General features: G+C 71.6%; 28 protein-coding genes. 13 read left to right on the forward strand and 15 right to left on the reverse strand.

The features are described 5' to 3' along the window. Positions 1-99: 99 nt before the first annotated feature. A complete protein-coding gene (locus tag OG928_RS12760) occupies positions 100-684 on the reverse strand; it encodes a PH domain-containing protein (protein ID WP_406283164.1) in 585 nt (194 codons plus the stop codon). Between the two features lie 94 nt (positions 685-778). Here OG928_RS12760 and deoC point away from each other — a divergent pair, with 94 nt between their 5' ends. From deoC to OG928_RS12775, 3 genes are read left to right on the forward strand one after another with little or no spacing between them, the layout of a single operon-like run. Then, positions 779-1,753, forward strand: a complete 975-nt coding sequence (gene deoC, locus OG928_RS12765) for a deoxyribose-phosphate aldolase (protein ID WP_406290943.1) — start codon at positions 779-781, stop codon at positions 1,751-1,753. 5 nt (positions 1,754-1,758) lie between these two features. Then, positions 1,759-3,195, forward strand: a complete 1,437-nt coding sequence (locus OG928_RS12770) for an aldehyde dehydrogenase family protein (RefSeq protein ID WP_406283166.1) — start codon at positions 1,759-1,761, stop codon at positions 3,193-3,195. Continuing rightward, a complete protein-coding gene (locus tag OG928_RS12775) occupies positions 3,188-4,066 on the forward strand; it encodes an aldehyde dehydrogenase family protein (protein WP_406283168.1) in 879 nt (292 codons plus the stop codon). The genes OG928_RS12770 and OG928_RS12775 overlap by 8 nt, the downstream gene beginning before the upstream one ends. 541 nt (positions 4,067-4,607) lie before the next feature. Here OG928_RS12775 and OG928_RS12780 read toward each other — a convergent pair. From OG928_RS12780 to OG928_RS12800, 5 genes are read right to left on the reverse strand one after another with little or no spacing between them, the layout of a single operon-like run. Next, positions 4,608-5,312 (reverse strand): hypothetical protein, encoded by a 705-nt coding sequence (locus OG928_RS12780; protein WP_406283170.1) that lies wholly within the window; start codon positions 5,310-5,312, stop codon positions 4,608-4,610. Continuing rightward, positions 5,309-6,082, reverse strand: coding sequence for a hypothetical protein (locus OG928_RS12785; protein WP_406283172.1), 774 nt, complete (start codon positions 6,080-6,082; stop codon positions 5,309-5,311). Before OG928_RS12785 ends, OG928_RS12780 begins: the two co-directional genes overlap by 4 nt. A gap of 13 nt (positions 6,083-6,095) precedes the next feature. After that, complete coding sequence (locus OG928_RS12790; protein WP_406283174.1) at positions 6,096-7,427, reverse strand: hypothetical protein; 1,332 nt, start codon at positions 7,425-7,427, stop codon at positions 6,096-6,098. Then, positions 7,424-7,720: a hypothetical protein gene (locus OG928_RS12795; RefSeq protein ID WP_406283176.1), complete on the reverse strand. Its 297-nt coding sequence runs from the start codon at positions 7,718-7,720 to the stop codon at positions 7,424-7,426. The genes OG928_RS12790 and OG928_RS12795 overlap by 4 nt, the downstream gene beginning before the upstream one ends. Positions 7,721-7,766: 46 nt before the next feature. After that, positions 7,767-7,910, reverse strand: coding sequence for a hypothetical protein (locus OG928_RS12800; RefSeq protein WP_406283178.1), 144 nt, complete (start codon positions 7,908-7,910; stop codon positions 7,767-7,769). Between the two features lie 589 nt (positions 7,911-8,499). Here OG928_RS12800 and OG928_RS12805 point away from each other — a divergent pair. After that, on the forward strand, positions 8,500-9,276 hold the full coding sequence (locus OG928_RS12805; protein WP_406283180.1) for a hypothetical protein: 777 nt from the start codon (positions 8,500-8,502) through the stop codon (positions 9,274-9,276). Positions 9,277-9,281: 5 nt separating this feature from the next. Here OG928_RS12805 and OG928_RS12810 read toward each other — a convergent pair whose 3' ends face one another. Next, positions 9,282-9,614: a putative quinol monooxygenase gene (locus tag OG928_RS12810; RefSeq protein ID WP_406283182.1), complete on the reverse strand. Its 333-nt coding sequence runs from the start codon at positions 9,612-9,614 to the stop codon at positions 9,282-9,284. Positions 9,615-9,673: 59 nt separating this feature from the next. Between OG928_RS12810 and OG928_RS12815 the strand changes: the two genes are divergently transcribed. Then, positions 9,674-10,066 carry a MerR family transcriptional regulator gene (locus tag OG928_RS12815; protein ID WP_406283183.1) on the forward strand — a complete coding sequence of 131 codons (393 nt, stop codon included), beginning with the start codon at positions 9,674-9,676 and terminating at the stop codon, positions 10,064-10,066. Between the two features lie 2 nt (positions 10,067-10,068). Here the strand turns inward: OG928_RS12815 and OG928_RS12820 are convergent, their stop codons facing one another. Then, a complete protein-coding gene (locus OG928_RS12820; RefSeq protein ID WP_406283185.1) occupies positions 10,069-10,725 on the reverse strand; it encodes a nitroreductase family protein in 657 nt (218 codons plus the stop codon). A 68-nt stretch (positions 10,726-10,793) separates the two neighbouring features. On the opposite strand from OG928_RS12820, the gene OG928_RS12825 reads away from it, so the two are divergent. Continuing rightward, positions 10,794-11,192, forward strand: a complete 399-nt coding sequence (locus OG928_RS12825; protein WP_406283187.1) for a winged helix-turn-helix transcriptional regulator — start codon at positions 10,794-10,796, stop codon at positions 11,190-11,192. Positions 11,193-11,238: 46 nt separating this feature from the next. Here OG928_RS12825 and OG928_RS12830 read toward each other — a convergent pair whose 3' ends face one another. Together OG928_RS12830 and OG928_RS12835 are read right to left on the reverse strand one after the other, a co-directional pair. Beyond that, a complete protein-coding gene (locus OG928_RS12830; RefSeq protein ID WP_406283189.1) occupies positions 11,239-11,412 on the reverse strand; it encodes a hypothetical protein in 174 nt (57 codons plus the stop codon). Positions 11,413-11,476: 64 nt separating this feature from the next. Then, on the reverse strand, positions 11,477-12,760 hold the full coding sequence (locus OG928_RS12835) for an MFS transporter (RefSeq protein ID WP_406283191.1): 1,284 nt from the start codon (positions 12,758-12,760) through the stop codon (positions 11,477-11,479). Positions 12,761-12,796: 36 nt separating this feature from the next. Between OG928_RS12835 and OG928_RS12840 the strand changes: the two genes are divergently transcribed. The 3 genes from OG928_RS12840 to OG928_RS12850 all read left to right on the forward strand — a co-directional run bounded on the left by OG928_RS12840 (position 12,797) and on the right by OG928_RS12850 (position 15,587). Further along, positions 12,797-13,762 (forward strand): LysR family transcriptional regulator, encoded by a 966-nt coding sequence (locus OG928_RS12840; protein ID WP_406283193.1) that lies wholly within the window; start codon positions 12,797-12,799, stop codon positions 13,760-13,762. A 75-nt stretch (positions 13,763-13,837) separates the two neighbouring features. Beyond that, complete coding sequence (locus tag OG928_RS12845; protein WP_406283195.1) at positions 13,838-14,971, forward strand: adenosine deaminase; 1,134 nt, start codon at positions 13,838-13,840, stop codon at positions 14,969-14,971. A gap of 277 nt (positions 14,972-15,248) precedes the next feature. After that, complete coding sequence (locus OG928_RS12850; protein WP_406283197.1) at positions 15,249-15,587, forward strand: hypothetical protein; 339 nt, start codon at positions 15,249-15,251, stop codon at positions 15,585-15,587. Positions 15,588-15,778: 191 nt separating this feature from the next. On the opposite strand, the gene OG928_RS12855 is transcribed toward OG928_RS12850, so the two are convergent. The 5 genes from OG928_RS12855 to OG928_RS12875 form a co-directional block, all read right to left on the reverse strand. Beyond that, on the reverse strand, positions 15,779-16,816 hold the full coding sequence (locus OG928_RS12855) for a trypsin-like serine peptidase (protein ID WP_406283199.1): 1,038 nt from the start codon (positions 16,814-16,816) through the stop codon (positions 15,779-15,781). Between the two features lie 115 nt (positions 16,817-16,931). Continuing rightward, complete coding sequence (locus tag OG928_RS12860) at positions 16,932-17,117, reverse strand: PspC domain-containing protein (protein WP_406283201.1); 186 nt, start codon at positions 17,115-17,117, stop codon at positions 16,932-16,934. Between the two features lie 165 nt (positions 17,118-17,282). After that, positions 17,283-17,888 (reverse strand): hypothetical protein, encoded by a 606-nt coding sequence (locus OG928_RS12865; protein WP_406283203.1) that lies wholly within the window; start codon positions 17,886-17,888, stop codon positions 17,283-17,285. Between the two features lie 23 nt (positions 17,889-17,911). Next, positions 17,912-19,471 (reverse strand): ATP-binding protein, encoded by a 1,560-nt coding sequence (locus OG928_RS12870; protein WP_406283205.1) that lies wholly within the window; start codon positions 19,469-19,471, stop codon positions 17,912-17,914. A 50-nt stretch (positions 19,472-19,521) separates the two neighbouring features. Then, a complete protein-coding gene (locus tag OG928_RS12875) occupies positions 19,522-20,199 on the reverse strand; it encodes a response regulator transcription factor (RefSeq protein WP_174861367.1) in 678 nt (225 codons plus the stop codon). Positions 20,200-20,364: 165 nt separating this feature from the next. Here OG928_RS12875 and OG928_RS12880 point away from each other — a divergent pair, with 165 nt between their 5' ends. The 4 genes from OG928_RS12880 to OG928_RS12895 all read left to right on the forward strand — a co-directional run bounded on the left by OG928_RS12880 (position 20,365) and on the right by OG928_RS12895 (position 23,500). Next, entirely contained in the window at positions 20,365-20,988 is a 624-nt protein-coding gene (locus OG928_RS12880) for a SigE family RNA polymerase sigma factor (protein ID WP_406283207.1), read from the forward strand. 225 nt (positions 20,989-21,213) lie between these two features. Continuing rightward, positions 21,214-21,549 carry a hypothetical protein gene (locus tag OG928_RS12885; RefSeq protein ID WP_406283209.1) on the forward strand — a complete coding sequence of 112 codons (336 nt, stop codon included), beginning with the start codon at positions 21,214-21,216 and terminating at the stop codon, positions 21,547-21,549. Positions 21,550-21,635: 86 nt separating this feature from the next. Then, the gene (locus OG928_RS12890) at positions 21,636-22,481 is read left to right on the forward strand and encodes a hypothetical protein (protein WP_406283211.1); all 846 of its coding nucleotides are present in this window, start codon (positions 21,636-21,638) and stop codon (positions 22,479-22,481) included. Further along, positions 22,478-23,500, forward strand: coding sequence for an endonuclease/exonuclease/phosphatase family protein (locus OG928_RS12895; protein WP_406283213.1), 1,023 nt, complete (start codon positions 22,478-22,480; stop codon positions 23,498-23,500). The genes OG928_RS12890 and OG928_RS12895 overlap by 4 nt, the downstream gene beginning before the upstream one ends. Positions 23,501-23,532: the final 32 nt, after the last annotated feature.

The following is a 23,532-nucleotide window of genomic DNA, read 5'->3' on the forward strand; positions in this document are numbered from 1 at the left end:
CGATTGAGGCCACCCCAACGCAAGCCAACCCAGCCCGTCCGGCGTTTGAGGACACCCGACGCAGGCGCCACCATCAGCCCGGCCGGCGTTTGAGGCCTTCTAGACCAGGCCCAGGATCAAGGCGGCGATTCCCGACAGGGCCATGCCGCCGATGATCTCCATCGACCAGGCGACCTCGACCGGCCCGGTGGACTTCTTCCCGAACTGCTCGCTCATCCCACGCAGATCGTCCACGACCTGATCGGCCCGGGACAGCTGCGGAAGATCGTGTTGGCTCTGCCCGTACGGATTCTCCGCCGCCGACCGCCCCTGCTGCCGCAGGGCCCGCTTGCGCTCCCGCAGCGACACCGGAATGGCCCAGATGTGAAACGACTTGTCACCGGCCCGCACCTCGATCGAGTACTCGGCCCGGACGCGCTCCAACGCGCCCCAAGGCACCACGATCGTGCGGAACGGATTCCGGATCACCAGCCGCTCCGGCCCGACCAGCACCGCCGACCGCAACGTGAGCGCGATCACCAGGACGGCGAAGAAGATCACCATCGCGATGGCGAGCCACTTCGTCCGGCCCTCGCCGCGGACCAGGGTGTCGATGATCATCCAGATCCCGACGGCGATCAGAAGCACCCCGACGGCCATCGCCGGCCGGGAGCGATACGTGGTGACGTCCTCGTCGCTGCTCATGACCGGTGATTGTGCCTCACCCCACAAGCCCGCTTTGGCTCGGCCGGACCACTGGGCCGGACGCTACGCGAGTAGATATGCTCGTCTTGTGAGCATGCCGTCTGCATTTCCCGCCGATCCGGCCGAGGTCACCTCGTCCGAAGCGGCCCTTCGACGCTTTCTGCACGGTCTTCCTGGCGTCGACAGGGTCGGGACCGAAGCGCGGGCAGCAATGCTCGCGACCCGCTCGATCAAGAACGATGCGAAGGTCGCCGCGATCGACCTCGCCATCCGGATGATCGACCTGACCACGTTGGAGGGCGCCGATACCCCCGGCAAGGTCCGAGCGCTGTGCGCGAAGGCGCTGCACCCGGACCCGGGCGCACCGGACGCGCCCCGACCGGCCGCGATCTGCGTGTACCCCGACCTCGTCACCGAGGCCAAGCACGCGCTCGGCGACTCCGGCGTACACGTCGCGTCCGTCGCGACCGCGTTCCCGTCCGGGCGCGCCGCGCTCGACGTCAAGCTGGCCGACGTCGCCTACGCGGTGGCCGCCGGGGCCGACGAGATCGACATGGTCATCGACCGCGGCGCGTTCCTGTCCGGCCGCTACCGGCTCGTCTACGACGAGATCGTGGCCGTCAAGGCGGCCTGCGCCCGCAGCGAAGCCGCCGGCGGTGGCAGCGCCCACCTCAAGGTGATCCTGGAGACCGGTGAACTGTCGACGTACGACAACGTTCGCCGCGCGTCGTGGCTCGCGATGCTCGCGGGTGCCGACTTCATCAAGACGTCCACGGGCAAGGTCGCGGTCAACGCGACACTGCCGGTGACGCTGGTGATGCTGCAGGCCGTCCGCGACTTCCGCGAGGCGACCGGGCGGCAGGTCGGCGTCAAGCCGGCCGGCGGGATCCGCACGACCAAGGACGCGATGAAGTACCTCGTCCTGGTCAACGAGACGGCCGGGACCGACTGGCTGGACCCGGACTGGTTCCGACTCGGCGCCTCCAGCCTGCTCAACGATCTCCTGATGCAGCGCCAGAAGCTGGCCACGGGCCGCTACTCCGGCCCCGACTACGTGACGGTGGACTGACACCCATGGGCAACCCCTTCGAGTACGGGCCCGCGCCCGAGTCGCGCGCGGTCGTCGACATCGCCCCGGCGTACGGGCTGTTCATCGACGGAAAGTTCGCCGACGCCGCGGACGGCGGCCGGCTCAAGACCGTGAACCCGGCGACCGAGGAGGTCCTCTCCGAGATCGCCGTCGGCGGCGAGGCGGACGTGGACCGTGCGGTCAAGGCCGCGCGCAAGGCGTTCAAGTCGTGGTCGGCGCTGCCGGGCGCGGAACGGGCCAAGTACCTGTTCCGCATCGCCCGACTGGTCCAGGAGCACGGGCGCGAGCTCGCGGTCCTGGAGTCGATCGACAACGGCAAGCCGATCCGCGAGTCGCGCGACGTGGACATCCCGCTGGTCGCGGCGCACTTCTTCCACTACGCGGGCTGGGCCGACAAGCTCGCGCACGCGGGCTTCGGGCCGGACCCCAGGCCGATCGGCGTGGCCGGTCAGGTCATCCCGTGGAACTTCCCGCTGCTGATGCTGGCGTGGAAGGTCGCGCCGGCCCTCGCGGGCGGCAACACGGTCGTGCTCAAGCCGGCCGAGACCACGCCGCTGACCGCGCTGCGGTTCGCCGAGATCTGCGTCGAGGCCGGGCTGCCGGACGGTGTGCTGAACATCGTCACCGGTGCCGGCGAGACCGGTCGCGCGCTGATCGCGCACCCGGACGTGGACAAGGTCGCGTTCACCGGCTCGACCGCGGTGGGCAAGGAGATCGCCCGCACGATCGCGGGCACCCGCAAGCGGGTCACCCTCGAACTCGGCGGCAAGGCCGCGAACATCGTCTACGACGACGCCGCGATCGACTCGGCCGTGGACGGGATCGTCGAGGGCATCTTCTTCAACGGCGGCCAGGTCTGCTGCGCCGGTTCGCGCCTGCTCGTGCAGGAATCCGTGGCCGACGAGCTGATGGCGAGCCTGACCCGCAGGATCAAGACCCTGCGCGTGGGCGACCCGCTGGACAAGAACACCGACGTCGGCGCGATCAACTCGGCCGCGCAGCTGTCCCGCATCCAGGAGCTGGTCACGGCCGGCGAGACCGAGGGCGCGGAGCGCTGGTCCCTGGCCGGCGAGCTGCCGAGCAAGGGCTTCTGGTTCCCGCCGACCGTGTTCACGGGCGTCACCCAGGCGCACCGGATCGCGCGCGACGAGATCTTCGGCCCGGTGCTGACCGTGCAGACCTTCCGTACCCCGGACGAGGCGGTCGAGAAGGCCAACAACACCGCGTACGGCCTGTCCGCCGGGGTGTGGACGGAAAAGGGCGCCAAGGCCCTGTGGACCGCGCAGCGGCTGCGGGCCGGCGTCGTGTGGACCAACACGTTCAACAAGTTCGACCCCTCCTCGCCGTTCGGCGGGTTCAAGGAGTCGGGCTTCGGCCGCGAGGGTGGCCGCCACGGGCTGGAGGCCTACCTCGATGTCTGAGCGCCTTGAGGTGTTGAAGACCTACAAGCTGTACATCGGGGGCAAGTTCCCCCGGTCCGAGAGCGGGCGGGTGTACGCGGTGACCGACAGCAAGGGCCGGACGCTGGCAAACGCTCCGCGCGGGAGCCGCAAGGACGCCCGCGACGCGGTCGTCGCGGCGCGCAAGGCGTTCCCGGGCTGGTCGGGCGCCACCGCGTTCAACCGCGGCCAGGTCCTGTACCGGATCGCCGAGATGCTGGAGGGCCGCCGCGAGCAGTTCGCGGCCGAGGTCGCCGCGGCCGAGGGGATCAGCCGGCCCAAGGCGCTCGCGTCGGTGGACGCGGCCGTGGACCGCTGGGTCTGGTACGCCGGGTGGACCGACAAGCTCGCGCAGGTCGCGGGCGGGGCCAACCCGGTCGCGGGCCCGTTCGCCAACTGGTCGACGCCCGAGCCGACCGGCGTGGTCGCGGTGATCGCCTCGCAGCGCTCGTCGCTGCTCGGCCTGACCAGCGCGGTCGCGCCGGTGATCGCCACCGGCAACACCGCCGTGGTGCTCGCGGCCGGCGTGTCGGCGCTGCCGGCGCTGTCCTTCGCCGAGGTGCTCGCGGTGTCCGATCTGCCGGGCGGGGTGCTCAACATCCTGACCGGCAACGCGGCCGAGATCGCCCCGACGCTCGCCTCGCACCAGGACGTCAACGCGATCGACCTGACCGGCGTCGCGCCGGACGCGGGCGTCGCGTCGGCGCGCGACCTGGAGATCGCGGCGGCGGACAACCTCAAGCGCGTCCTGCGCCCCGAGGCCAAGGAGCCGGACTGGTCGGCGGACCCGGGGACGGGTCGGATGCTGGCCTTCACCGAGATCCGCACGGTCTGGCACCCGACCGGGTACTGATCGCGCGAAGCGCTCGCTGCGGACCGGCGGCCCGTCACCCCCGTGGGTGATGGGCCGCCGGCCGTTTCCGCGCGGCGGAGCTGATCGACCGGGATATCCCGGCGGACGCCCCGGACGACTCGGCGGCCGTCCCGGGGGGCGTCGCGGCCCCCACTGCGCATGCCGCTCCCGTGCGGTCAGCCCGTACAGGTGGACACCCCAAAGCGGCGGTCGAGGTGGGCGAAGGCGGCGAGGATGACCCCGCCGGTGGTGAACCCGGTGGTGCACGCGCGTGGCATGGCGAACTCTCTGTCCGGACGAAGACCGGGCGAACTACGTCGCGACGGCCTCGAAGCCGCCGGGGTTCGGGGCGGGCGAGGCAACGGCCGCGGTTCGCGGGTACTTCGGGTGGCCGTCGGGTCGGGCCGGTCGGTGACCGGCACTCGTGGAACAACGGCCCGGTCCCACTGTGCCCGCACTCGGCGCCCAAGGGTCCTGTCAATCCCACGAAGGAAGGAACGCCGTTGGGCCGATCGGCCGCAATCGGGCGCGCGCCCGCCCGTCAGTCGAACACGTCCGCGATCCGACTGCGCCGCGCCTCCCTCGGCGCGTCGACCGGCGGCCCGCCGTCGAGCGCGCCTGCGACCCGGCCCGCGACGGCGGGTGGGGCGAACGACACCGACGCGCAGATGGCGGCCATCATCTCGACGTAGTCCGGCCAGGTGTCCAAGTCCTGGGTGGACAGCGTGAAGACGGCCATCCGGGACTGCCCCGGAAACGGGAAGAAGGCTCGGACGTACCGGGTCGTGACACCGAAGTCCTCGTCGGCACCCACGAGTTCACCGGGAACGCGCGGCGTCGAGTCCTCCACCACGACGGGTATGCGACCCAGCGCCGAGGGCGCGACCGCGATGTCGCGGTCGAACGAGGGCGGGCCCAGCTCGCGCACGACGCGGTCGGCGAACGGGACTCCGGGCTTGGGTTCGAAGTACTTCACGGTCACCACCAGCATCGCCGAGGTGAGCGCACCGTCGTCCTTGCGCGCGAGACAGGTGGACAGGTGGACCACGCCTTCGTGGTTGAGCCCGTCCAGGAACGCGTCGTTGGTGAGCGCGCACTGGATCCGCTGCTCGGGCGTCGCCTCGGGCCAGAAATCCTGAAGCATCAGCACCAGTTCGGTCGCACGCTCGATCGGATCGCGATCCATCGGCAGGACCTCGAAGCCGTCCGGCAGCACGAACCACGGTGCGACCTCGTCGGTGTTCACCTTCCGCGCCTCTCGTGTGTCCCGGAGTCCGGCGTCCCGGAGTCCCGTCTCCCGGCCTCCGGTGCCCCGAGCCGAGTCACCTCGGCCTCCGCCATCGCCGCCACCACCTCGCGGTACGCGGCGACCACGCCGCCCACCGCGTCTTCGAAGGCCGTTCGCACGCGCAGTCGGCCCCACGTACACAGGCCCACGACGCAACCGCCGACGGCGATCGCCGCGCCCGTGCCTCGCACGAGGTCGGGGCGTTCGCCGACGATCCCGGCGACCAGTCCCATCAGCCCGATGGCCACCGGGCCGACCGCCGCCAGTGCCAACGGCACGTTCCACCACCGGTATCCGCGCGCGATCCGGTCGGCTTCGCGTCGCGCCCACCCGACGGTCACCGGATCGAGCACGTCGAAGCCGGTCCGGCCCGCGACCTCGGTCGCCTTCGCGATCGCGACCGGATGGGCTCGCAGCACTCCGTACGTCGGCCCCCCGGCGTACCGTCCGAGGCCGTCGGCCCACGCCGGCCCTTCCCGCCGGAACAGCGTCTTCAGGGTTTCGGAGGGCACGAAGCCGTAGCCGAGCGCGACGTCGCGCTGCCACTTGATCGTCACCCCGGGGTGATCGACGTCCCACAGCCGCACGCTGTCACCGGCTCCGGTGAGCAGATTCCGGACGGCGTACGCGCGCTGTCGCGCGTCGGGCCGGCGGCGCCGCGACCACCACAGCAGGCCGTACGGCGTGAGCACGGCCGCGAGCACGAGCAGCCACCAGGGCCCGCTCACGCTCGCGCCTCGATCACAGGAAGGCCGCCCACCCGGACAGCAGGGCTGCCGCGCCGCCGGCCCCGCGCACCCCGCCCGGCGCTCCCTTGGTGCCTGCGAAGCCGACCCCGCCGAGCACGTTGTTGAGGCCGCCCGGAGTGGACGAGGACGTGGTGCCCGGCCAGTCGTTGTTCGGCAGCGACGCGATGGTCGGATAGTTGAACCCGGCGGTGAGCGCGCCCTGGACGCCCTTGCCGATGTTCTGGGCCGCGTTCGCGCCCGCGCCCGCCTTGCCCGCCACCCACGCGGTCGGCTTGATGATCGCCGGGTTGGCCATCAGGCCCGAAATCCGCCCCGCCTGCCCCTGGAAGGTCTTCATCCCCGTACCGACGCCGGACACCACGCCCTTGGCGCCATTGACCGCCCGGCCCGCGCGCACACCCGCCGTGACGCCCTTCGCGAGCGCGCCGACGCCCGGCAACGCGCCGAGCGCGTCCCCGCCGAGGTTGAGCCACGCGCCCGGCTCGTCGAGCTTGCCCTGCATTCCGTAGCTGGTCGCGCGCAGTCCGAGCGCCGCGAGCGACATGACGATCGCGAACGGTGCCAGGACCGGGCAGAACAGCGCCACCACACCCAGCAGGGCACCCGCCACCGACAGGAAGTCGCCGACCCCGCCGAGGAATCCGGCCAGGTCGAACGGCTTGTTCGGAGCCTTGTCCCCGGCCTCCTCGATCCGCCGGGCGTGCTCGGCAGCCTCGGTCGCGTGTTGGCCCAGGAGGTTCTCCGCGTCGATCAGGATCCGCTCCAGATCGGCGTCCGCGACGGTCAATCGCCCGCCGGCGGCGTCGAGTTCGACCTGCGCGGTGCGCATCCGCCGCTCGGCGTCGGCGAGTTCCTTGTCGGTGCCGAACCACCGACCGGCCAGGTCGAACGCGGGGTCGTCCTTCGCCCGGTCCACGTCCCCCTGCGCGGCGTCACGCTTTCGCCTCGCCTCGACCGCGCCGCTTTCGAGCGTTCCCCGCTTGGCCTGATAGCCCGTCAGTTGCCCGCGCCACTGCTCCAGTTGGGTCGCGGCGGTACGCATCGCCTTTTCGGCGTCACGCAACCGGCCCGGCAGCTTCTCCATCACCTCGGAGTCGATGAACTTCTGCGCGGCCTCGCCCTCCCAGGAGGCGCCGCCCAGGGTGATCCCCTTGAGGATCTCCTGCGCCGTGACCATCTCGCTCGCGGCCTTGGTCAGGTTCGCTTCGAGCGGCTCGCAACTCGCCGGTTTCCCCGGGGCCGGGTCGTAGCCGATCCCCGGGAACTCCGCGGACGGCGCGGGCTTGCCACCCCACTTGCCACCGGGCCCGAACGGGTCGCTCATCCGGTCCTCATGGTGATCAGGCCGCCGGCGATCTGCCCCTCGGTGTCGTCGTAGTTGACGACGTTCTGTCGAAGCGCGTCGACGACCTTGCCGATGTCCTCACGGATGATCTTGAGGCCGTACTGCCACTCGTCGTGGAAGTCGTCACAGGCGTCGTCGAGCCCCTTGGTGCCCAGACTCTTGGGTCCCACGTCCTCCAGCGCGTTCAACGCCTTGTCCATCGACTCGGTACAGGAGGTGAGCCGGTCGACCAAGATGTTCAGGGCGACCGTGTCCGCCCGGTATCCATCCATGCGTGGTGCCCCCGTGCAGGTGTGGATCGCTTGTGATCGATGTGACTCAGGCGGCGAGCGCGCTGTCGGCGCGGGTCGCGGCGGGCCCGGCGGACTTCGCGGCACCGGCGGCGCGGCGGGTGGAGAGCTTCCACGTGGCCAGGGCGCGGGCGATCACGGCGGCGGCGAAGACGGCGAGCAGAGCGGACATGCGATCAGATCCTCGAAGTACGTATCCGAAACGGTCTCGGAACCGAAGTGGCCCCGACCGAGAAGCTACGCCCGCGACAACCCCGCCCCGACCCTCTTGACGCGGCATCGACGCAGGTGGGGGCGTTCCTGACGGGATCTTGACGAGCGGTCCTGATGCCCCTGACGAGGGCCGGCTTCCCCGTCGCGGCCGTGGCCCTGGTCGATGGCGAGGGCGACCCACAGGCGCACTACGCCGTCCACGACGTCCTGTTGGTTTTCGCCGACGCACATCGGGCGCAGATCCGTCGTGCGGGATATCCGATCGGGGCGAAACCCGCTGTACGGAAGGCAGTTGCCGTTCGTGGAGGTCGGACCGTGGATGCGGTTTCCCGTTGTGCGGGTGCGGGCGCCTTCTAGGACCCACTAGGCCGGCTGCCCCTGCGGGGCGGCGGCCGGCACTAGGGGGCGAGCGCCACCCGAGTGGGTGATTGACGCGGGACTTGGTCGCACTGTGTGCTGAGTCGTAACCAAAACGTAAGTAGGCCCCCGCCGGTGCCACAAACACCGGTGCGAGGGCCTGACCACTTCACGAGGAGAGACCCTCGCTCATGGCTGTATCCCAGCGTATCGATACCCCCACCGCTGTCGAGAACCCCGAGGCCGCCGTGTCGGCCCGATTCGACGGCCTGAGTGGCTGTGCCTTCGAAGCCGCCGTCCGATATGCGGCCCTGCCGCCGGGCACCCCGCTCACCATCGCCACCATCCGCGAACTCATCCGCGTGGGCGCCCATGTCGCCGCCCGCGTGTTGCGCGAGCTGACCGAGGCCGGCATCGCGGCGGCCAAGCACTTGAGGGACTCGACGACCGGGCGGATGGTCGGTCGTCTCACGGAGTGGTCCGGCCCGAGAGCCGGCGAGGCCGCTCCCGCGCCGCCGGCCGCCGGGCCCGAGCCTGAACCCGAGCCCGCGGATCCCGCCGTCCGTGCCCTCGCGCTGCTTCGCTCCCTGGCCGAGGTCGACGACCGATTGGCCTTCAAGGACCGGGAGTTGCACACGCTCGTGCCGTTCCTGGCGGCCCGGCTCACCGCCGGCGAGAGCGAGGCCGAGGTCTTCCGCCAACTCACCGAGGACCTGCCGCCGGAGGGTCGGGTGATCAGGACCGGACTCCTGCACTACCGCCTGAACAAGGCCCCGAAGAGAGCGCCCGTCATCCCGGCCCAGTCCCGGCGCCCCCGCCTCGTCGAGTGCGCCGACTGTGGTCGGCCGGGCCCCGACCTGGTCCCCGGCGACCTCTGCCGGCGCTGCCGGACCGGCACCGAACCCACGCCCCTGGACGCCCTCGCCCGCTCCCTACGGCTGCGCCAACTCCTCGGCCACGCCACCTGATCGGCCTACTCCGCAGTCGCGTAGGGACTGAGCATCGCGCCCGCATGGCCGTCGATGTCGCGCTCCAGGTAGTCCATCCGGTTCGCGAAGAACGCCGCCGCGAAGGCCTTCATGTGCGGCGTCTCCATGTGCCGGTCGAGGTCTTCCTTCGAGCGCCACACCTCGTACAGGAACAGCGTGCCGTCGGCCTCCTCGTGCAGGTGGTACTGCAACGAGCCCTCCTCCCGTCGGGTGGGCTCGACCAACGCGAGGAGCATGTCCTTGAGTTCGGCGGCGCGGTGCGCCTTGGGGTGGAGGAAGCCGTAGATCGAGTGCGTGTCCCGCTGCGCGTTCGTCATGCCGGCAACGCTAAGATCTCACATCGATGTGAGGTTCAAGGGCTTGTGAGGCGAGTCACGTGAAGATCGGCGAGCTGGCACGCGAGACCGGGGTGAGCGTTCGGCTGCTTCGGTACTACGAGGAGCAGGAACTGCTCACGTCCGAGCGGACCTCCGGCGGCCACCGGACCTACGCGGCCGACGCGCCCGCGATGGTCGGGCGGATCCGGGTGCTGCTCGCGGCCGGGCTGACCAGCCGCGCCATCCGCGATCTGCTGCCGTGCATCGAGGGCCCCGGGGTCGACTTCGATCCGTGCGTGATCGGGCACCTGCGGAACGAGCTCGACGGGATCGACGCGCGGATCACCGGACTTCAGGACGCGCGGTCGTCCCTGGCCGGCATCCTCGCGGCGACCGAGCGCGGCACCTCGGCCGTCGGCTCGGTCGCCGCCCCGGTCGGCGTGGCCGGATAACGTCACGGGCGCGGTACGCCGTACCGGCCGTGGAAGACGTTGCGGTCGGCGGCCCGCCGACCCGGATGCGGGCGTTGTTCGGCGGGCCGACCGACCGAGACGATCAGCGCGATCGCGAGGTCGTCGCGGTCGCCGATGCCGATCGCCTCCTTCACCAGGCCCTCGTCCCAGCCGTTCATCGGCGAGGTGGCCAGGCCCAGTTCGGTCGCGGCGAGCAGCACGTAGGTCGCCGCGATCATCGCGTCCTTGATCGCGTACTCGCGGAGCAGCCCGCGCGCGGCCAGGCCCTCCTGGAACTCCTCGGACGCCGCGGCGAACATCGCCACGAACTCGTCGTTCCACGCGCCGTTGCGGCGGGCCTGCTCGTACACGTCGGCGCGTTCCGCGCGCCACGCCTGCGGTTCGGCGACGAAGACCAGCAGGACCGGCGCCTCCTGCGGCTGCGGCTGGCCGCCGGTGGCCGCGATCAGGCCGGCACGGCCCGCGTCGTCGGTGACCACGACGATCGACCGGTCCTGGAGGTTCCAGCTCGTGGGCGCCTCGACGGCGAGTTCGAGCAGCGTGTCGAGCGCGTCGGCCGGGACCGGATCGGGGAGGTAGTGGCGGATGGTGCGGCGGGTGCGGATGGCCTCTGCGACCGAGGCGGTGCGGTTGTTCATGCTCGAAATTCTGGGAGAGTCACTCTCCAACGGGAAGTAGGCACTAAATGGTGCGCTACTCTCCGGGCATGGTGACCATCGTCGAATCGGTCGGCCTCCCCGCCGACGTCTACAGCGCGAAGTGCGCGACGCGTCAGATCCTCGACCACATCGCCGGCAAGTGGACGGTGCTGATCGTGGACGCGTTGCACGACGGCTCGATGCGGTACACGGACCTGAGTCGGCGGATCGAGGGGGTGTCGCAGAAGATGCTCACGCAGACCCTGCGCAGCCTGGAGACGGACGGATTCGTGCTGCGCACCGTGACACCCACGATCCCGCCCCGGGTGGACTACGAGCTGACCGAGCTCGGTCGCAGCCTCGGCGAGCCGATCCGCGCGCTCCGGGAGTGGACCGAGACGCACATCAACGAGGTCGAACGGGCCCGGGTCGCGGCGACCGAGCGCAAGGCGGCCCAGGGCTACTGACGCCCTCGCGACACCCCATGACACCCCGTGGCACCTCGTGACGCCCTCAGCCCAGGACCCGCAGGATCCCGACGGTGATCGCCACGGCCACCGCCAGGAGCGCGAGCAGGCAGCCGAGCACGCCGCAGCCCGCGCCGATGCCGTGCGAGCGGTACACCCGGCCGAAGTCGTCGACATCGCCCGGCTCGGGGCCGTCCGCAGAGGGGTGCCGCTCGTCCATCGCCCCAGCATGCCAAGTCCGGGCCGGGTCCCGATCGGGGACCCGGCCCGGTAGGCGTGCCGTGTCAGGCCGCCGACCCGACGTGTGCGCGCGTTCGCGCGAGCAGCCGTGTCCTGGTCACGGCCACCCGGCCCCCCAGGCCCGCCGCGATCGCGCCGGCGGCGGCCATCAGCACCAGCACGAACACCACCGCGCCCGCCCAGCCCTCGCCGTGGAAGGCGAACCCGCCGACCGGCCCGCCCAGGCTGCTGCCCAGGTAGTACGCCGCCAGGTACAGCGCGGACGCCTGCGCGCGGCCCGCGGTGACCCGCAGCCCCACCGCCGAACTGGCCGCCGAGTGCCCGGCGAAGAAGCCCGCCGTGAGTACGACCAGGCCCACCACCACCAGCGCCAGGCTGTCCGGCAGCGTCAACAGCGCGCCCACCGCGGTGACCGCCGCGGCCGTCCACAGCGTCGCCCGGTGCCCGAGCCGGCCGACCAGCCGACCCGACGCCGCCGAGCTGAACGTGCCCGCGAGGTAGATCACGAAGATCGCGCCGACCACCGCCTGCGGCAGCCCGAACGGCTCCGCGAGCAGTCGATAGCCGAGGTAGTTGTAGACCGTGCCGAACGCCGCCATGAAGACCATGCCGAGCAGGTACAGCCGGCGCAGCACCGGGTCCGCCAGGTGCGCGCGCAGCACACCGGTGAGCTGCCGGGCGGTCATGGCCGACGGCGTGAAGTTGCGCGACGGCGGCAGCAGCACCCGGAACACGACCGCGCAGCCGAGCGCCAGCAGCCCCACCGCCACCAGCGCGACCCGCCACCCGCCCAGATCCGACGCGAGCCCCGTGACGAGCCGGCCGGCCATCCCGCCGATGCTGTTGCCCGCGACGTACAACCCCATCGCCGTACCGAGCGAGGGGCCGTCGACCTCCTCCGCGAGGTAGGCCATCGCGGTCGCCGGCAGCCCCGCGAGCGCGACGCCCTGGACCGCCCGCAGCACCACCAGGGTGGTGAAGTCCGGTGCGAACGCGGCCAATACCCCCAGCAGCGCCGCCGCGAACACCGAGATCGTCATGACCCGCGAACGACCCCAGCGCTCGGACAGCATGCTGACCGGGATCACCGCGAGCGCGAGCCCGCCCGTGGTCACCGACACCGACACGCTCGCGGCCGCCGGGTCGAGGTGGAAGCCCTCGGACAGCTCCGGCAGCAGGGTCTGGGTCGCGTACAGCATCGCGAAGGTCGAGCAACCCGCGGCGAACAGCGCCAGATTCACCCGGCGGTACCCGCGCGAACCGCGCGTGTAGCGAAGGGGTGTGCCGGCGGTTGTCGCGGGTTCGGCCGAGCCGTTCGATGCGGACATGACATCGAAGTTAGGCCGCGTCCTTTCATGCGTCCAATGTATGTTTCGGCGAGAATCGATGCCGTGTCGTATGAAGCCAGCTCAGCCGACGTTTCCGCGTCCATCGCCCCCCTCCTGGTGCAATTCGCCACGGTCGCCCGCGAGGAGCACATCACCCGGGCCGCCGCCCTGCTGGGCATCGCGCAGCCCACCCTCAGCCGCACCATGGCCCGCCTCGAGGCCGACGTGGGCGTACCGCTGCTCGCGCGCACCGGGCGCGGTGTGGTGCTCACCCGCCAGGGCCACACGCTGCTCGGCTACGTCGAGCAGGCGCTCGGCGTGCTGGAGCGCGGCCTGGACGAGGTGATCGAGGACGCGGGCCCGGTGCGTGGCAAGGTCGCGTTCGGGTTCCTGCACACGATGGGCCCGGAGGCGGTGCCCGGGCTGCTGCGCGCGTTCCGGGTCGATCATCCCGGCATCCGCTTCCAGTTGGTGCAGGCGTCGGCCTCCGCGATGCTGGAGCGGATGCGGGCCGGCGAGCTCGACCTGTGCCTGACCGCGCCGCTGCCGGACGCGCCCGACCTGGCCGTGCGCGCGCTCGACGAACAGCGGATGTACCTCGTGGTGCCCACCGACCACCGACTCGCGACCCGCCGCCGGGTGCGGCTCGCCGAGGCGGCCGACGAGGTCTTCGTCTGCATGGAGCCGGGCTACGGCCTGCGCCGGATCACCGACGCGCTGTTCGCCGAGGCGGGCTTCACACCCAAGGTCGCGTTCGAGGGCGAGGAGGCCGAGACGCTGCGCGGCCTGGTCGCGGCGGGCCTGGGCGTCGCGCTGCTGCCCGCCCCGGACTCGCCGCGCCCGGGCACCGTGGAACTCGCCGTCACGGCCCCGCGGGCCTTCCGCACGATCGGCCTCGCGTGGGTCCCCGGCCGCCCGGAGACCGCGCCCGTACGGCTGTTCCGCGAGTTCGTGCTCGGCCGCCGGGGCAGCCTCCTGCACCCGGAGAAGCCCGCGCGCTGAGCCCGACGCGTGGACATGGCCGAATCTTCACGTCACCGTCACATGATCTACGCGCGTAGGCAGTAAAGTCCTTTCATGTACAGCAGTCACCCGAACACGCCCGCTGCCTCGCCCACGGCCGAGCAGATCCGGCGCACGCCCAAAGTCCTGCTCCACGACCACCTCGACGGTGGCCTCCGCCCCGCCACGATCATCGAGCTCGCCGAGGCGGTCGGCTACGACCGTCTCCCCACGACCGACCCCGAGGCGCTCGGCGTCTGGTTCCGCGAGGCCGCCGACTCCGGTTCGCTCGAGCGCTACCTGGAGACGTTCGACCACACCGTGGCCGTCATGCAGACCCGCGAGGGCCTGTTCCGCGTCGCCGCCGAATGCGCCGAGGACCTGGCCGCCGACGGCGTCGTGTACGCCGAGATCCGCTACGCGCCCGAGCAGCACCTCGAAGCCGGCCTCACCCTCGACCAGGTCGTCGAGGCGGTGACCGAGGGCTTCCGCGAGGGCGAGCGCCGCGCGGCGCAGGCCGGCAAGCGGATCAAGATCGGCGCGCTGCTGACCGCGATGCGGCACGCGGCCCGCTCGCTGGAGATCGCCGAGCTGACCAACCGTCACCGCGACCTGGGCGTCGTCGGATTCGACATCGCCGGGGCCGAGGCGGGCTTCCCGCCCACGCGCCACCTCGACGCGTTCGAATACCTCAAGCGCGAGAACAACCACTTCACGATCCACGCCGGCGAGGCCTTCGGCCTGCCGTCGATCTGGCAGGCGCTCCAGTGGTGCGGCGCGGACCGCCTGGGCCACGGTGTCCGGATCATCGACGACATCACGGTCAAGGACGACGGCAGCGTCGAGCTCGGCCGGCTCGCGGCGTACGTGCGCGACAAGCGCATCCCGCTGGAGATGTGCCCGACCTCCAACCTGCAGACCGGGGCCGCGACCTCGTACGCCGAGCACCCGATCGGCCTACTGCGCCGGCTGTATTTTCGGGTCACCGTCAACACCGACAATCGGCTGATGAGCGGCACGTCCATGACCCGGGAGTTCGAGCACCTGGTGGGGGCGTTCGGCTACGGCCTCGACGACCTCCAGTGGTTCACGGTCAACGCGATGAAGAGCGCGTTCCTGCCCTTCGACGAACGCCTCGCGATGATCAACGAGGTGATCAAGCCGGGGTACGCCGCGCTCCGGTCGGAGTGGCTGTTCGGCCGCAGCTGACGGCCTCGTGGTCGGACCCGCCGCGTCCGCGGCGGGTCCCGGATGGGCGCCCCCGGTGCGCGGGCGCACGCCGGGGTTGACCCGAACGGGGCGTTTTGCGCATTCCATCTCGGGTTCGCTACGTTGCGATCTCACTTCGTAACGGGGTGTGTCTCGCCCCGCCCGAATCGAGAAACCGAGGATGCACATGCGATCGGTAACGCGTAAGGCGGCTATCACGGCCGGGCTCGGTGCGGCACTCGCAGCGGGTGCTGCGGGCACTGCCAGTGCGGCCTCCGTGCCCGACCTGGTCGAGGACCTGACCCCGGTCGCGTCGCAGGCCCAGTCGGCCCTGCCGGAAGCCGCCGCGCCGTTCCCGCTGACCCAGGTCACCGACAAGCTCCCCGTCGGCGAGGCGCTCACCCCGGGCCACTCCCCGCTCGACAACGTGGCCGGGAACATGGCCCGCAACATGGAGGAGAGCATGGGCGGCATGGAGGGTCAGGCCAAGGGCGGCCTGGGCTCCCCGCTCGGCGGCGCCTCCCCGCTCGGTCAGCTGCCGACCGACTCGCTGCCGGTCGCCGGCGACGCGAACCCGCTCCAGGCCCTCCCGCTCCCCGGCGGCCTGCCCCTCTAGCATCGCCCGCGGTTCCGTTCTGCCGCCGGGCCGGGTCGTCGGTGCGGAACCCGTCGGTCCTGCTTGCGTACGAGCCGTGCCTCTCGCGTGTCGTCCTGCGCGGGGGCACGGCTTCGTCGTGGCCGGAAGCCGCGACGGGTCGCCCGCGACCCGCGGCCGTCCCCCCGTCGCCCGGCCGGCTCCGCGTTCGCCTACAGCGACTCGTACATCTCCTTGGCCACGTCCCCCAGGTACGGCCCCGTCATCGTGCGCGCCGTCTGGGTGGTCACGCCGAGCGAGACGTTGCTGACCAGATAACTTCGCCCGTCCACCTCGGCGAACCAGCCCCCGCCGGACGAGCCGCCGGTCATCGTGCAGCCCATCCACAACATGTCCGGTTCCGGCCAGCCGTTCTCGTGGAAGTCCGTGGTCGGCGACGCGCACGTGTACAACGCGGTCCCGTCGTAGGGCTTGTCGCCCGGATAGCCGAACGACTCCACACGAAGATGCCGGGGCGCGTTCCAGTACACGTCCGCGCCCGGACCCACCGCGTCCTCCAGCGTCCGGCCCTCGCGCCGATCGACCACGAAGGCGCCGTAGTCGAACGGCGACGCGCTGGCGTCCCGGCCGCCCGGATCCGCGTCCTGCGCCCACTGGTTGCTCACCGTGGTGCGCCGGGCCGGCCAGCGCCCGTACGGCTCGCGCTCCTGTAGCGTCCGGCCCGCGCCGTTGTACCCCGGGACGAAGGTGACCCGGTCGTAGAAGTCGCCGTTTCGGCCACCGTGCAGGCAATGCGCCGCGGTCCACACCATGTTGCCGGTGGGGTGGTGCACGACGGTGCCGCTGCACTCGGCGGTGCCGTCGGGCATCCGGAAGAAGATCTTGCCGCGGATCGCGAGGCCCGGGTCGGTGTAGGGGGCCTCCACCGCGCGTGCCTGGATCGTCGGCGGTTGCCGGTAGTCGGCCCGCTCGGGCTGCCGCTGGTCCTGATCGGGCAGTTGCGGCGGTTGTTGGTCGGGCGAGATCTCCTCGCCGCGCGGTTTGGCCTCGTCCTGCCGGTCCTGGTCCCAGAACCCGCGGGTGTCCTCGATGTCGCTGTCGCTGTACTGCCTCGAGTTCATCGCCTGGGTGCGCCCGGCCTTCACCGCGAGGGTGCCGCTCAGCAGCAGCCCCACCAGGGTGACCAGTACGCCCGCGAACACCGACATGGTGACGACGAGGTTCTTGTTGTGCGTGCTTCCCGGTTGCATGTCTCCGCCCCCCGACCGAGCGCGCCGCCCGAAGCCCTCCGGCCCCCGAAGCCCGCTCGATCGACCTACCTACCCGTCCGTTGATCGGATGATAGGCGCCGGCGACATGTGGCGTTCAGTCCTGGGGGAGCAGGATCCACAGCGCGATGTACAGCAGGAACTGCGGGCCGGGCAGCAGGCACGACAGGATGAACGCCACACGGACGGTGGTCGGCGACCAGTCGTAGCGGCGGGCGATGGCCGCGCAGACGCCGGCGATCCGGCGGCCGTGACGTGGACGGCTCAGGGTCATCGTGCTCATGGCGGTTCCTCCTCGGTGCGCCGACACGGAAGTCCGCGTCGTCGTACCTCGAAGGTATTCCGGGCCGGACGAGGACACATCCGCCGCAAGGTCCGAGGTGCCGTCCCCCTTGGGGAGTAAGGGTTTTCCCGGAAGGGCGGGGTCGGTCTCGGGGACGGCGGGAGCTCAGTCGCCGTCGAACGCCGACGGCGGGCTCGTGGGCGGCCGGCCCACCTGGGACGGCGCGACGGTGCTCTTGCGGGTGATGGCGAGGTAGTCCTCGCATCGGTAGGTCTCCGGCCCGCTGCGCCGGCCCGAGAGCAGTACCAGGTCGCCGCCCGACGCGCTCTGCAGCGTGCAGACCACCTGCCCCAGGGCGACCGTCGCGAGCGAGCCGAGCGGGGCGTCCAGGCGGAACAGGGTCGGCGCGTCGCCCGCGCGCCGCTCTGCCGCGACCAGGCCGCCGGCGGGCAGCGCGGTCGTGTAGCCGTCCAGCGCCTCGGACTCGTTGGGGCCCAGGTGCAGCTCCTCCAGGAGCTGGTTGACCTGCTCGGTACGGGCCTTGTCGACCACGCCCTCGGCCGGCCGCAGCTGGAGCCGGCCCGGTCGCGGCAGCGCCTGGAGGCGGTTGTCCTTGACCAGGTACACGATGTGTCGCTCCGAACCGGGCGGCTGGGCCTGCGCCGACGGCGCGATCCGGTTGGCCGGCTTCCCGGCCCCCACCGGTCCCTCGGTCGCCCGGATCCCGCACGACGTGAGCGCGGCGAGCACGCCCGTGGCCGCGAGGACCACGATCGGAAGTCGCCGGTGCACTCTCAACGCACGCCCCGCTCGTCGTGGGCCGTGGTCAGGCCGTTCTCGGCGTCGAGGTCGGCGTGCACGCCGTCGTCCTCGACCCCCTCGTCCGGATCGATGTACTCCTCGGCGACCGGCTGCTCCAGCGGCAGGCGCAGGGTGAACTTGGCACCGCCGCCGGGCATGTTGGACGCGTACGCGGTGCCACCGTGGATGCGGGCGTTCTCCATCACGATCGACAGGCCCAGGCCGCTGCCCTCGGAGCGGGCTCGCGAGCTGTCGGCCTTGTAGAAGCGGTCGAACACGTGCGGCAGCACGTCCTCGGGGATGCCGGGTCCGGTGTCGGAGACGCAGATCATCAGGTCTTCGGCGGCCGGGTCGGCGAGCGTCCCGGGGATGAACTCGCGCGGTTCGCGATGGATCTCGACCGTCACCGGCGACCCGCCGTGCCGCAGTGCGTTGCCGACCAGATTGGACACCATGACGTCCAGTCTGCGCGGGTCCACTCGGGCGAGGATGCCCCGGGGGGCCCGCAGGTCCACCGCGTCCATCCACGCGCGGGCGTCCAGGCACGCGGTGACCAGGTCGGTGATGTCCACCTCGTCGGCCACGAGGGCGGCGGTGCCCGCGTCGAACCGGGACACCTCCATCAGATCCTCGACCAGGGTCGCGAGCCGCTCGATCTCGGCAACCACCAGGCGCGCGGCCGGCGCGCCCTGCTCGCCGAGGCTGTCGGCCTCCTCCTCCAGGAGCTCGCTGACCGCGGTCATCGCCGCGAGCGGGGTGCGCAGCTCGTGCGAGACGTCGGCGACGAAGCGGCGCGAGGAGGATTCCAGCACGCGCAACTCGGCGACGCTGCGCTCGAGTTTCTCGGCGGCGTCGTTGAAGGTCCGGGACAGATCCGCGAGCTCGTCCGAGCCGCGCACCTCCAGGCGGGTGTCGAGCCGCCCGGCGCCCAGTTCGCGCGCGGCGTGGCCGAGCTTGCGGACCGGGCGCAGGATGTGCCGCGCGCCCAGCAGCGCGACCACCGCCGCCGCGGCGAGGGCCAGCAGCGTGCCGACGATCAGGTAGCGGGCCAGCGAGTTGAGGTCGGCCTGTTCGTCCTTGAGCGACTTGAACATGTAGCCCGTCGGCCCGTTGGGGACCACCCGGGTGCCGCCGACGAGGTAGGGCTGCCCGTCGATGTCGATCCGCTGGAAGTACATGTGGAAGCCGCCGCTGCTGTCGGCGGTCTGCACCACGCGCTGCAACTTTGCCGGCACCCGCTCCAGCGGGAACCGGGCGTTGTCCGAGGCCACCGGGCGACCGTCCACGCCGACCAGGACCACGGAGTAGCCGAAGCTGCTCTCGCGCATCTGCTCGACGGCGGGTCCCAGATCGGCCTGTTCCGGGTTCTCCGGCAGCCCGCCCGAGACCCGGCCGAGGTTGTCCCGGAACTCGGTGAGCACCGAGTTCTGGGCACGCTCCAGGACGGCGGTCCGGGTCAGCCAGTAGGCCACGCCGGACGCGGAGACCGCCGCGATCAGCGCGACGACCGCGAACGCGACGAGCACCCGAAATCGCAGTGAACGAAGCCTCAAGGCGGGGGCGACCCGTCGGACGAACCGGCGTACGAAGGTCGGTCGGGCCGTCACTGCGGCGGGTCGAGGCGGTAACCGACGCCTCGGACAGTGCGGATGAGCGTGGGAGCGGACGGGGTCTGCTCGACCTTGGCGCGCAGCCGCTGTACGCACGCGTCGACCAGGCGCGAGTCGCCGAGGTAGTCGTGCTCCCACACCAGGCGAAGCAGTTGCTGCCGGGACAGCGCCTGGCCGGGGCGCCGGCTCAGCTCGACCAGGAGCCGCAACTCGGTCGGGGTGAGCTGGAGTTCCTCGCCGGCCTTGGTCACCGTCATCGCGTTGCGGTCGACCACCAGGTCGCCGAACACGGAGGCGTCGGACACCTCGCGCTCGCCGCGGCGCAGCACCGCGCGGATCCGGGCGTCGAGCACGCGCGGCTGGACCGGCTTGACGACGTAGTCGTCGGCGCCGGACTCCAGCCCGACGACGACGTCGATGTCGTCGTTGCGCGCGGTCAACAGGATGATCGGCAGCGAGTCGGTGCGGCGGATGCGCCTGCACACCTCGAAACCGTCGATCCCCGGAAGCATCACGTCGAGCACGATCAGGTCGGGACGCTGCTCGCGCCACCGTTCCAGGCCGGCTTCACCGGTGGCGGCGGTGACCACGCGATGGCCCTGGCGCCCCAGGGCGAGTTCGAGTCCGGTTCGTACGGACTCGTCATCCTCGATAAGCAGCAGGTAGGGCACGCAGGCCATTGTGTCTGACGTCACGGCTGGGAAGAACACGGGGCGGCCCCTTCCGGTTCGCCGACCCGGACCGCTGTTGCATACCTGTGACAGCTCGCCGACGTGACGATGAAGCCCGCACAGGAGGCTTACATCGTGAACGAGCGCCGAACCGGGGGAGAAGTCATGCAATCCCAGATGCAGTCGCAGGCCGTCCGCAAGGACAACCGCCGCACCGTCGTCGCGCTTGCCCCGCTGAACGGCAACGCGCGTAGCGCTCCGTGCACGGACAGTGTCGACGACGAGTTCACCGCGTACGTCCGGGAGCGTCGCTCGGCGTTGTTCGCCACCGCCTACCACCTGACGGGTGACCGCAACGAGGCCGAGGACCTGTTGCAGAGCGCCCTGATGAGCACCTACCAGGCCTGGGGCCGGATCCAGGACAAGGCCGCACTCGGCGGTTACCTGCGCCGGACGATGACCAACCTGCATATATCGGCCTGGCGTCGGCGCCGGATCAACGAGTACCCCTCGGAGGAGCTGCCCGAGCGCCCCGACGGTTCGGACTCGATGGGTGACACCGAGCTGCGCGCCGTGCTGTGGCGCGCGCTGGCGAAGCTGCCCGAGCCGCAGCGGACGATGCTCGTGCTCCGCTACTACGAGGGTCGTACCGACCCCGAGGTCGCCGAGGTGCTGGGATGCAGCGTCGGCACCGTGAAGTCGAGCATCTGGCGCGCGCTGCGCCGGCTGCGCGAGGACGACGCGCTGAGCTTCGGCGCCGACGAGGCGTTCGCCGAGCTGGTCGCGTGACGTCGACCCTCGTGGTCGCCTCGTCGTGGTGAGTCGCTGTTGAGTTGTGCGTGTGTCCCGAGCCGTGTTCGTGTCATCGGCAGGGACGGCGGATGAGGCTGTGACGGTTCCGTCGAATTCGGAGTGGATTCGGGACATCGGCGTGCGGGGCGCCGAATTGCTTTCTCCGTAGTCGAGTGGCTACGTTGCGTGGTCTCCCGTACTCGACAGGGAAGGCCACCTGTTATGTCCTCCGTTCTTCGCACCGTGCTCGCCGCGACGTCGCTCGGCGCCGCCGTCGCGTTCGGAATCGCCGGGAGCGCCACGGCCGCGCCCGTCGCGGCCGACCAGATGTCCCGACCCGACATCGCCGACGACGAGATCTCCGGCACGGCCGCCGCGACCGACGCCGTGCTCGGTGTCGTCGAGCGCGTACAGCTCAACCCGATGAACGGTGGCGGCGTGAACCCGCTGTCCAACAGTGTCGGTACCGAGATGGGTGACATGCCGGTCGGCACCGACCTGGTGACGGGCGACATCGCCGACGGGATGACCGTGCAGGACGTGCTCAAGAGCTTCTGAGTCGTGGTTCGGACGACGCCGGCCCTGCCCCGGGCCCCGCGCCCGTCTACCCTGAGCCGCGAACGTGGCCACGGGGAGGCAGTCGGATGCGGCAGGAAACGGATCGTTTGCGGGAGCCGGCGGCATGGGCGCTGGTCGGCTTCCTGGCACTGCAATTGGTGGTCGACGCGATGCGTGTGCTGCTCGGCGTGGGGTCGGGTGTGGACGGCTTCTCGGCCCGCGCCTACGGCGGCCAGTCCGCGCTGCTCGACGTCCTGACGCCGGCGCTGCTCGCCGTCGCGGTGGTCCTCGTGACGCATGCCGGGCGGCCGACGCCGCGGGCGCGCGTGGTCACGCGCAGCGCGCTCGGGGTGCTCGGGGCGCAGGGGATCGCGGGGCTCACGGTGGCCCTCGGCGCGCTCGCCTACGACGGCGGGGGCTTCGCCGACATACCGGCCGCGGCCCGGGTCGAACAGACCGCCGTCAATGCCGGCGTGCTCGTGCTGTTCGCGCTGTGCGCGTACTTCCTGATCGTCGTACTCGGCGCGCCGAGCCCGCCGACGGTCACCCGTGGCAAGTCGCTGCCGCACCAGGAATGGCCCTCGTACGCGCGTGACGGCGGCAGCGGCGGGACGGGCGGCCATCAGGCCGTGCCCGCCCGGTCGGCGCCGTCCGGGCAGTACCCCGCGACGGGACAACAGCCGGTGGCCGAACACTCGGTGTCGGCCGAGCGGACGAGCGCGGGCATGCCGGCGGGCACCGGATACGTGTCCGCCGAGCAGCCGTATCCGGCGGCCACGGGGCCGCGGCCCTCGGAGACCCCGCCGCGACCCGTCCCGACCGGGCCGAGCCCGGCCGCCGGTGCGCCCGGCACCGCCGCGGACCAGACGGCCGTGCCGCCGCGTCCGGCGACCCCGCCCCCGCCGCAGACCCCCGGCCGGACCCGGCCGTGACCGCCGCGGCCGAGGCGGATCAGGCGGTGGAGCCTTCGTCGCCGCCTCGGCTGTGGCGGCTGCGTCGGCGTGCCCGCACGGTCGGGCGCAGTGTGGTCGGCCTGGTGTTCGCGGGCGCGGTCGTGGTGACCGGGGCCCGGCTGCTCGTCTTCGACGCGATGTGGCCGGTGGCGATCGTGACCGTGTTCGCGCCGTACGCCGCCGCGGCCTCGGTACTCGTGCTGCTGGGGGCGGCGCTGCTACGGATGCGGATCACGCTGCTCGTCGCGCTCGGCCTGGTGGTTGTCCACACCTTGTGGATGCTGCCGCGCCTGACCGCCGACGGCGGCCCCGCGGCCGGCGGCGTCCGGTTGCGCGTGATGACCTCGAACGCCTACTTCGGCACCGCGCCGGCCGAGCGGATCACCGAGCTCGCGCTGGGCGAGCGGGTGGACGTACTGGTCGTGGAGGAACTGACGCCCGAGCTCGCGGCAGACCTCGAACGCACCGGCCTCACCCGTGAACTCCCGTACGTGGCCGGGCACGGCGAACCGGGCGCGGCCGGGCTCGCGATCTACTCGCGGCGCCCGCTCACCGACGACCGGCTGCTGCCCGAGCGGACCACGATGCCGATGCCCGGCGCCACCGTGGAGGTCGAGGGGCGCCGGATCCGGATCCAGGGCGTGCACACGATCCCGCCCACGCGCGGGCAGGCCGGCCGGTGGGCACACGACATGGACGCACTGCGTCGCGAGGCCGAGCGGCGCACGACCCCCGCGATCTTCCTGGGCGACTTCAACGCCACGCTCGACAACGCGTCCTTTCGCAGCCTCACCGGCGTCGGCCTGCGCGACGCCCACGAGGATCGCGGCCGGGGCCTCGCCCGTACCTGGCCGATGGCCTACTTCCACGGCCTGCCACCGCTGTTCGGCATCGACCACGTCCTCGTGACCGACGGGATCGACGTCGTATCGATCTCCGAACACCACCTACCACGCACCGACCACGCCACGGTGATCGCCAACCTCTCGATCCGCTGACCTCGGTCGATGTCCGATCGACCCGGATCGAG

Origin of the sequence: Embleya sp. NBC_00896 (genome assembly GCF_045207785.1) — a bacterium.
Lineage (GTDB): Bacteria > Actinomycetota > Actinomycetes > Streptomycetales > Streptomycetaceae > Embleya.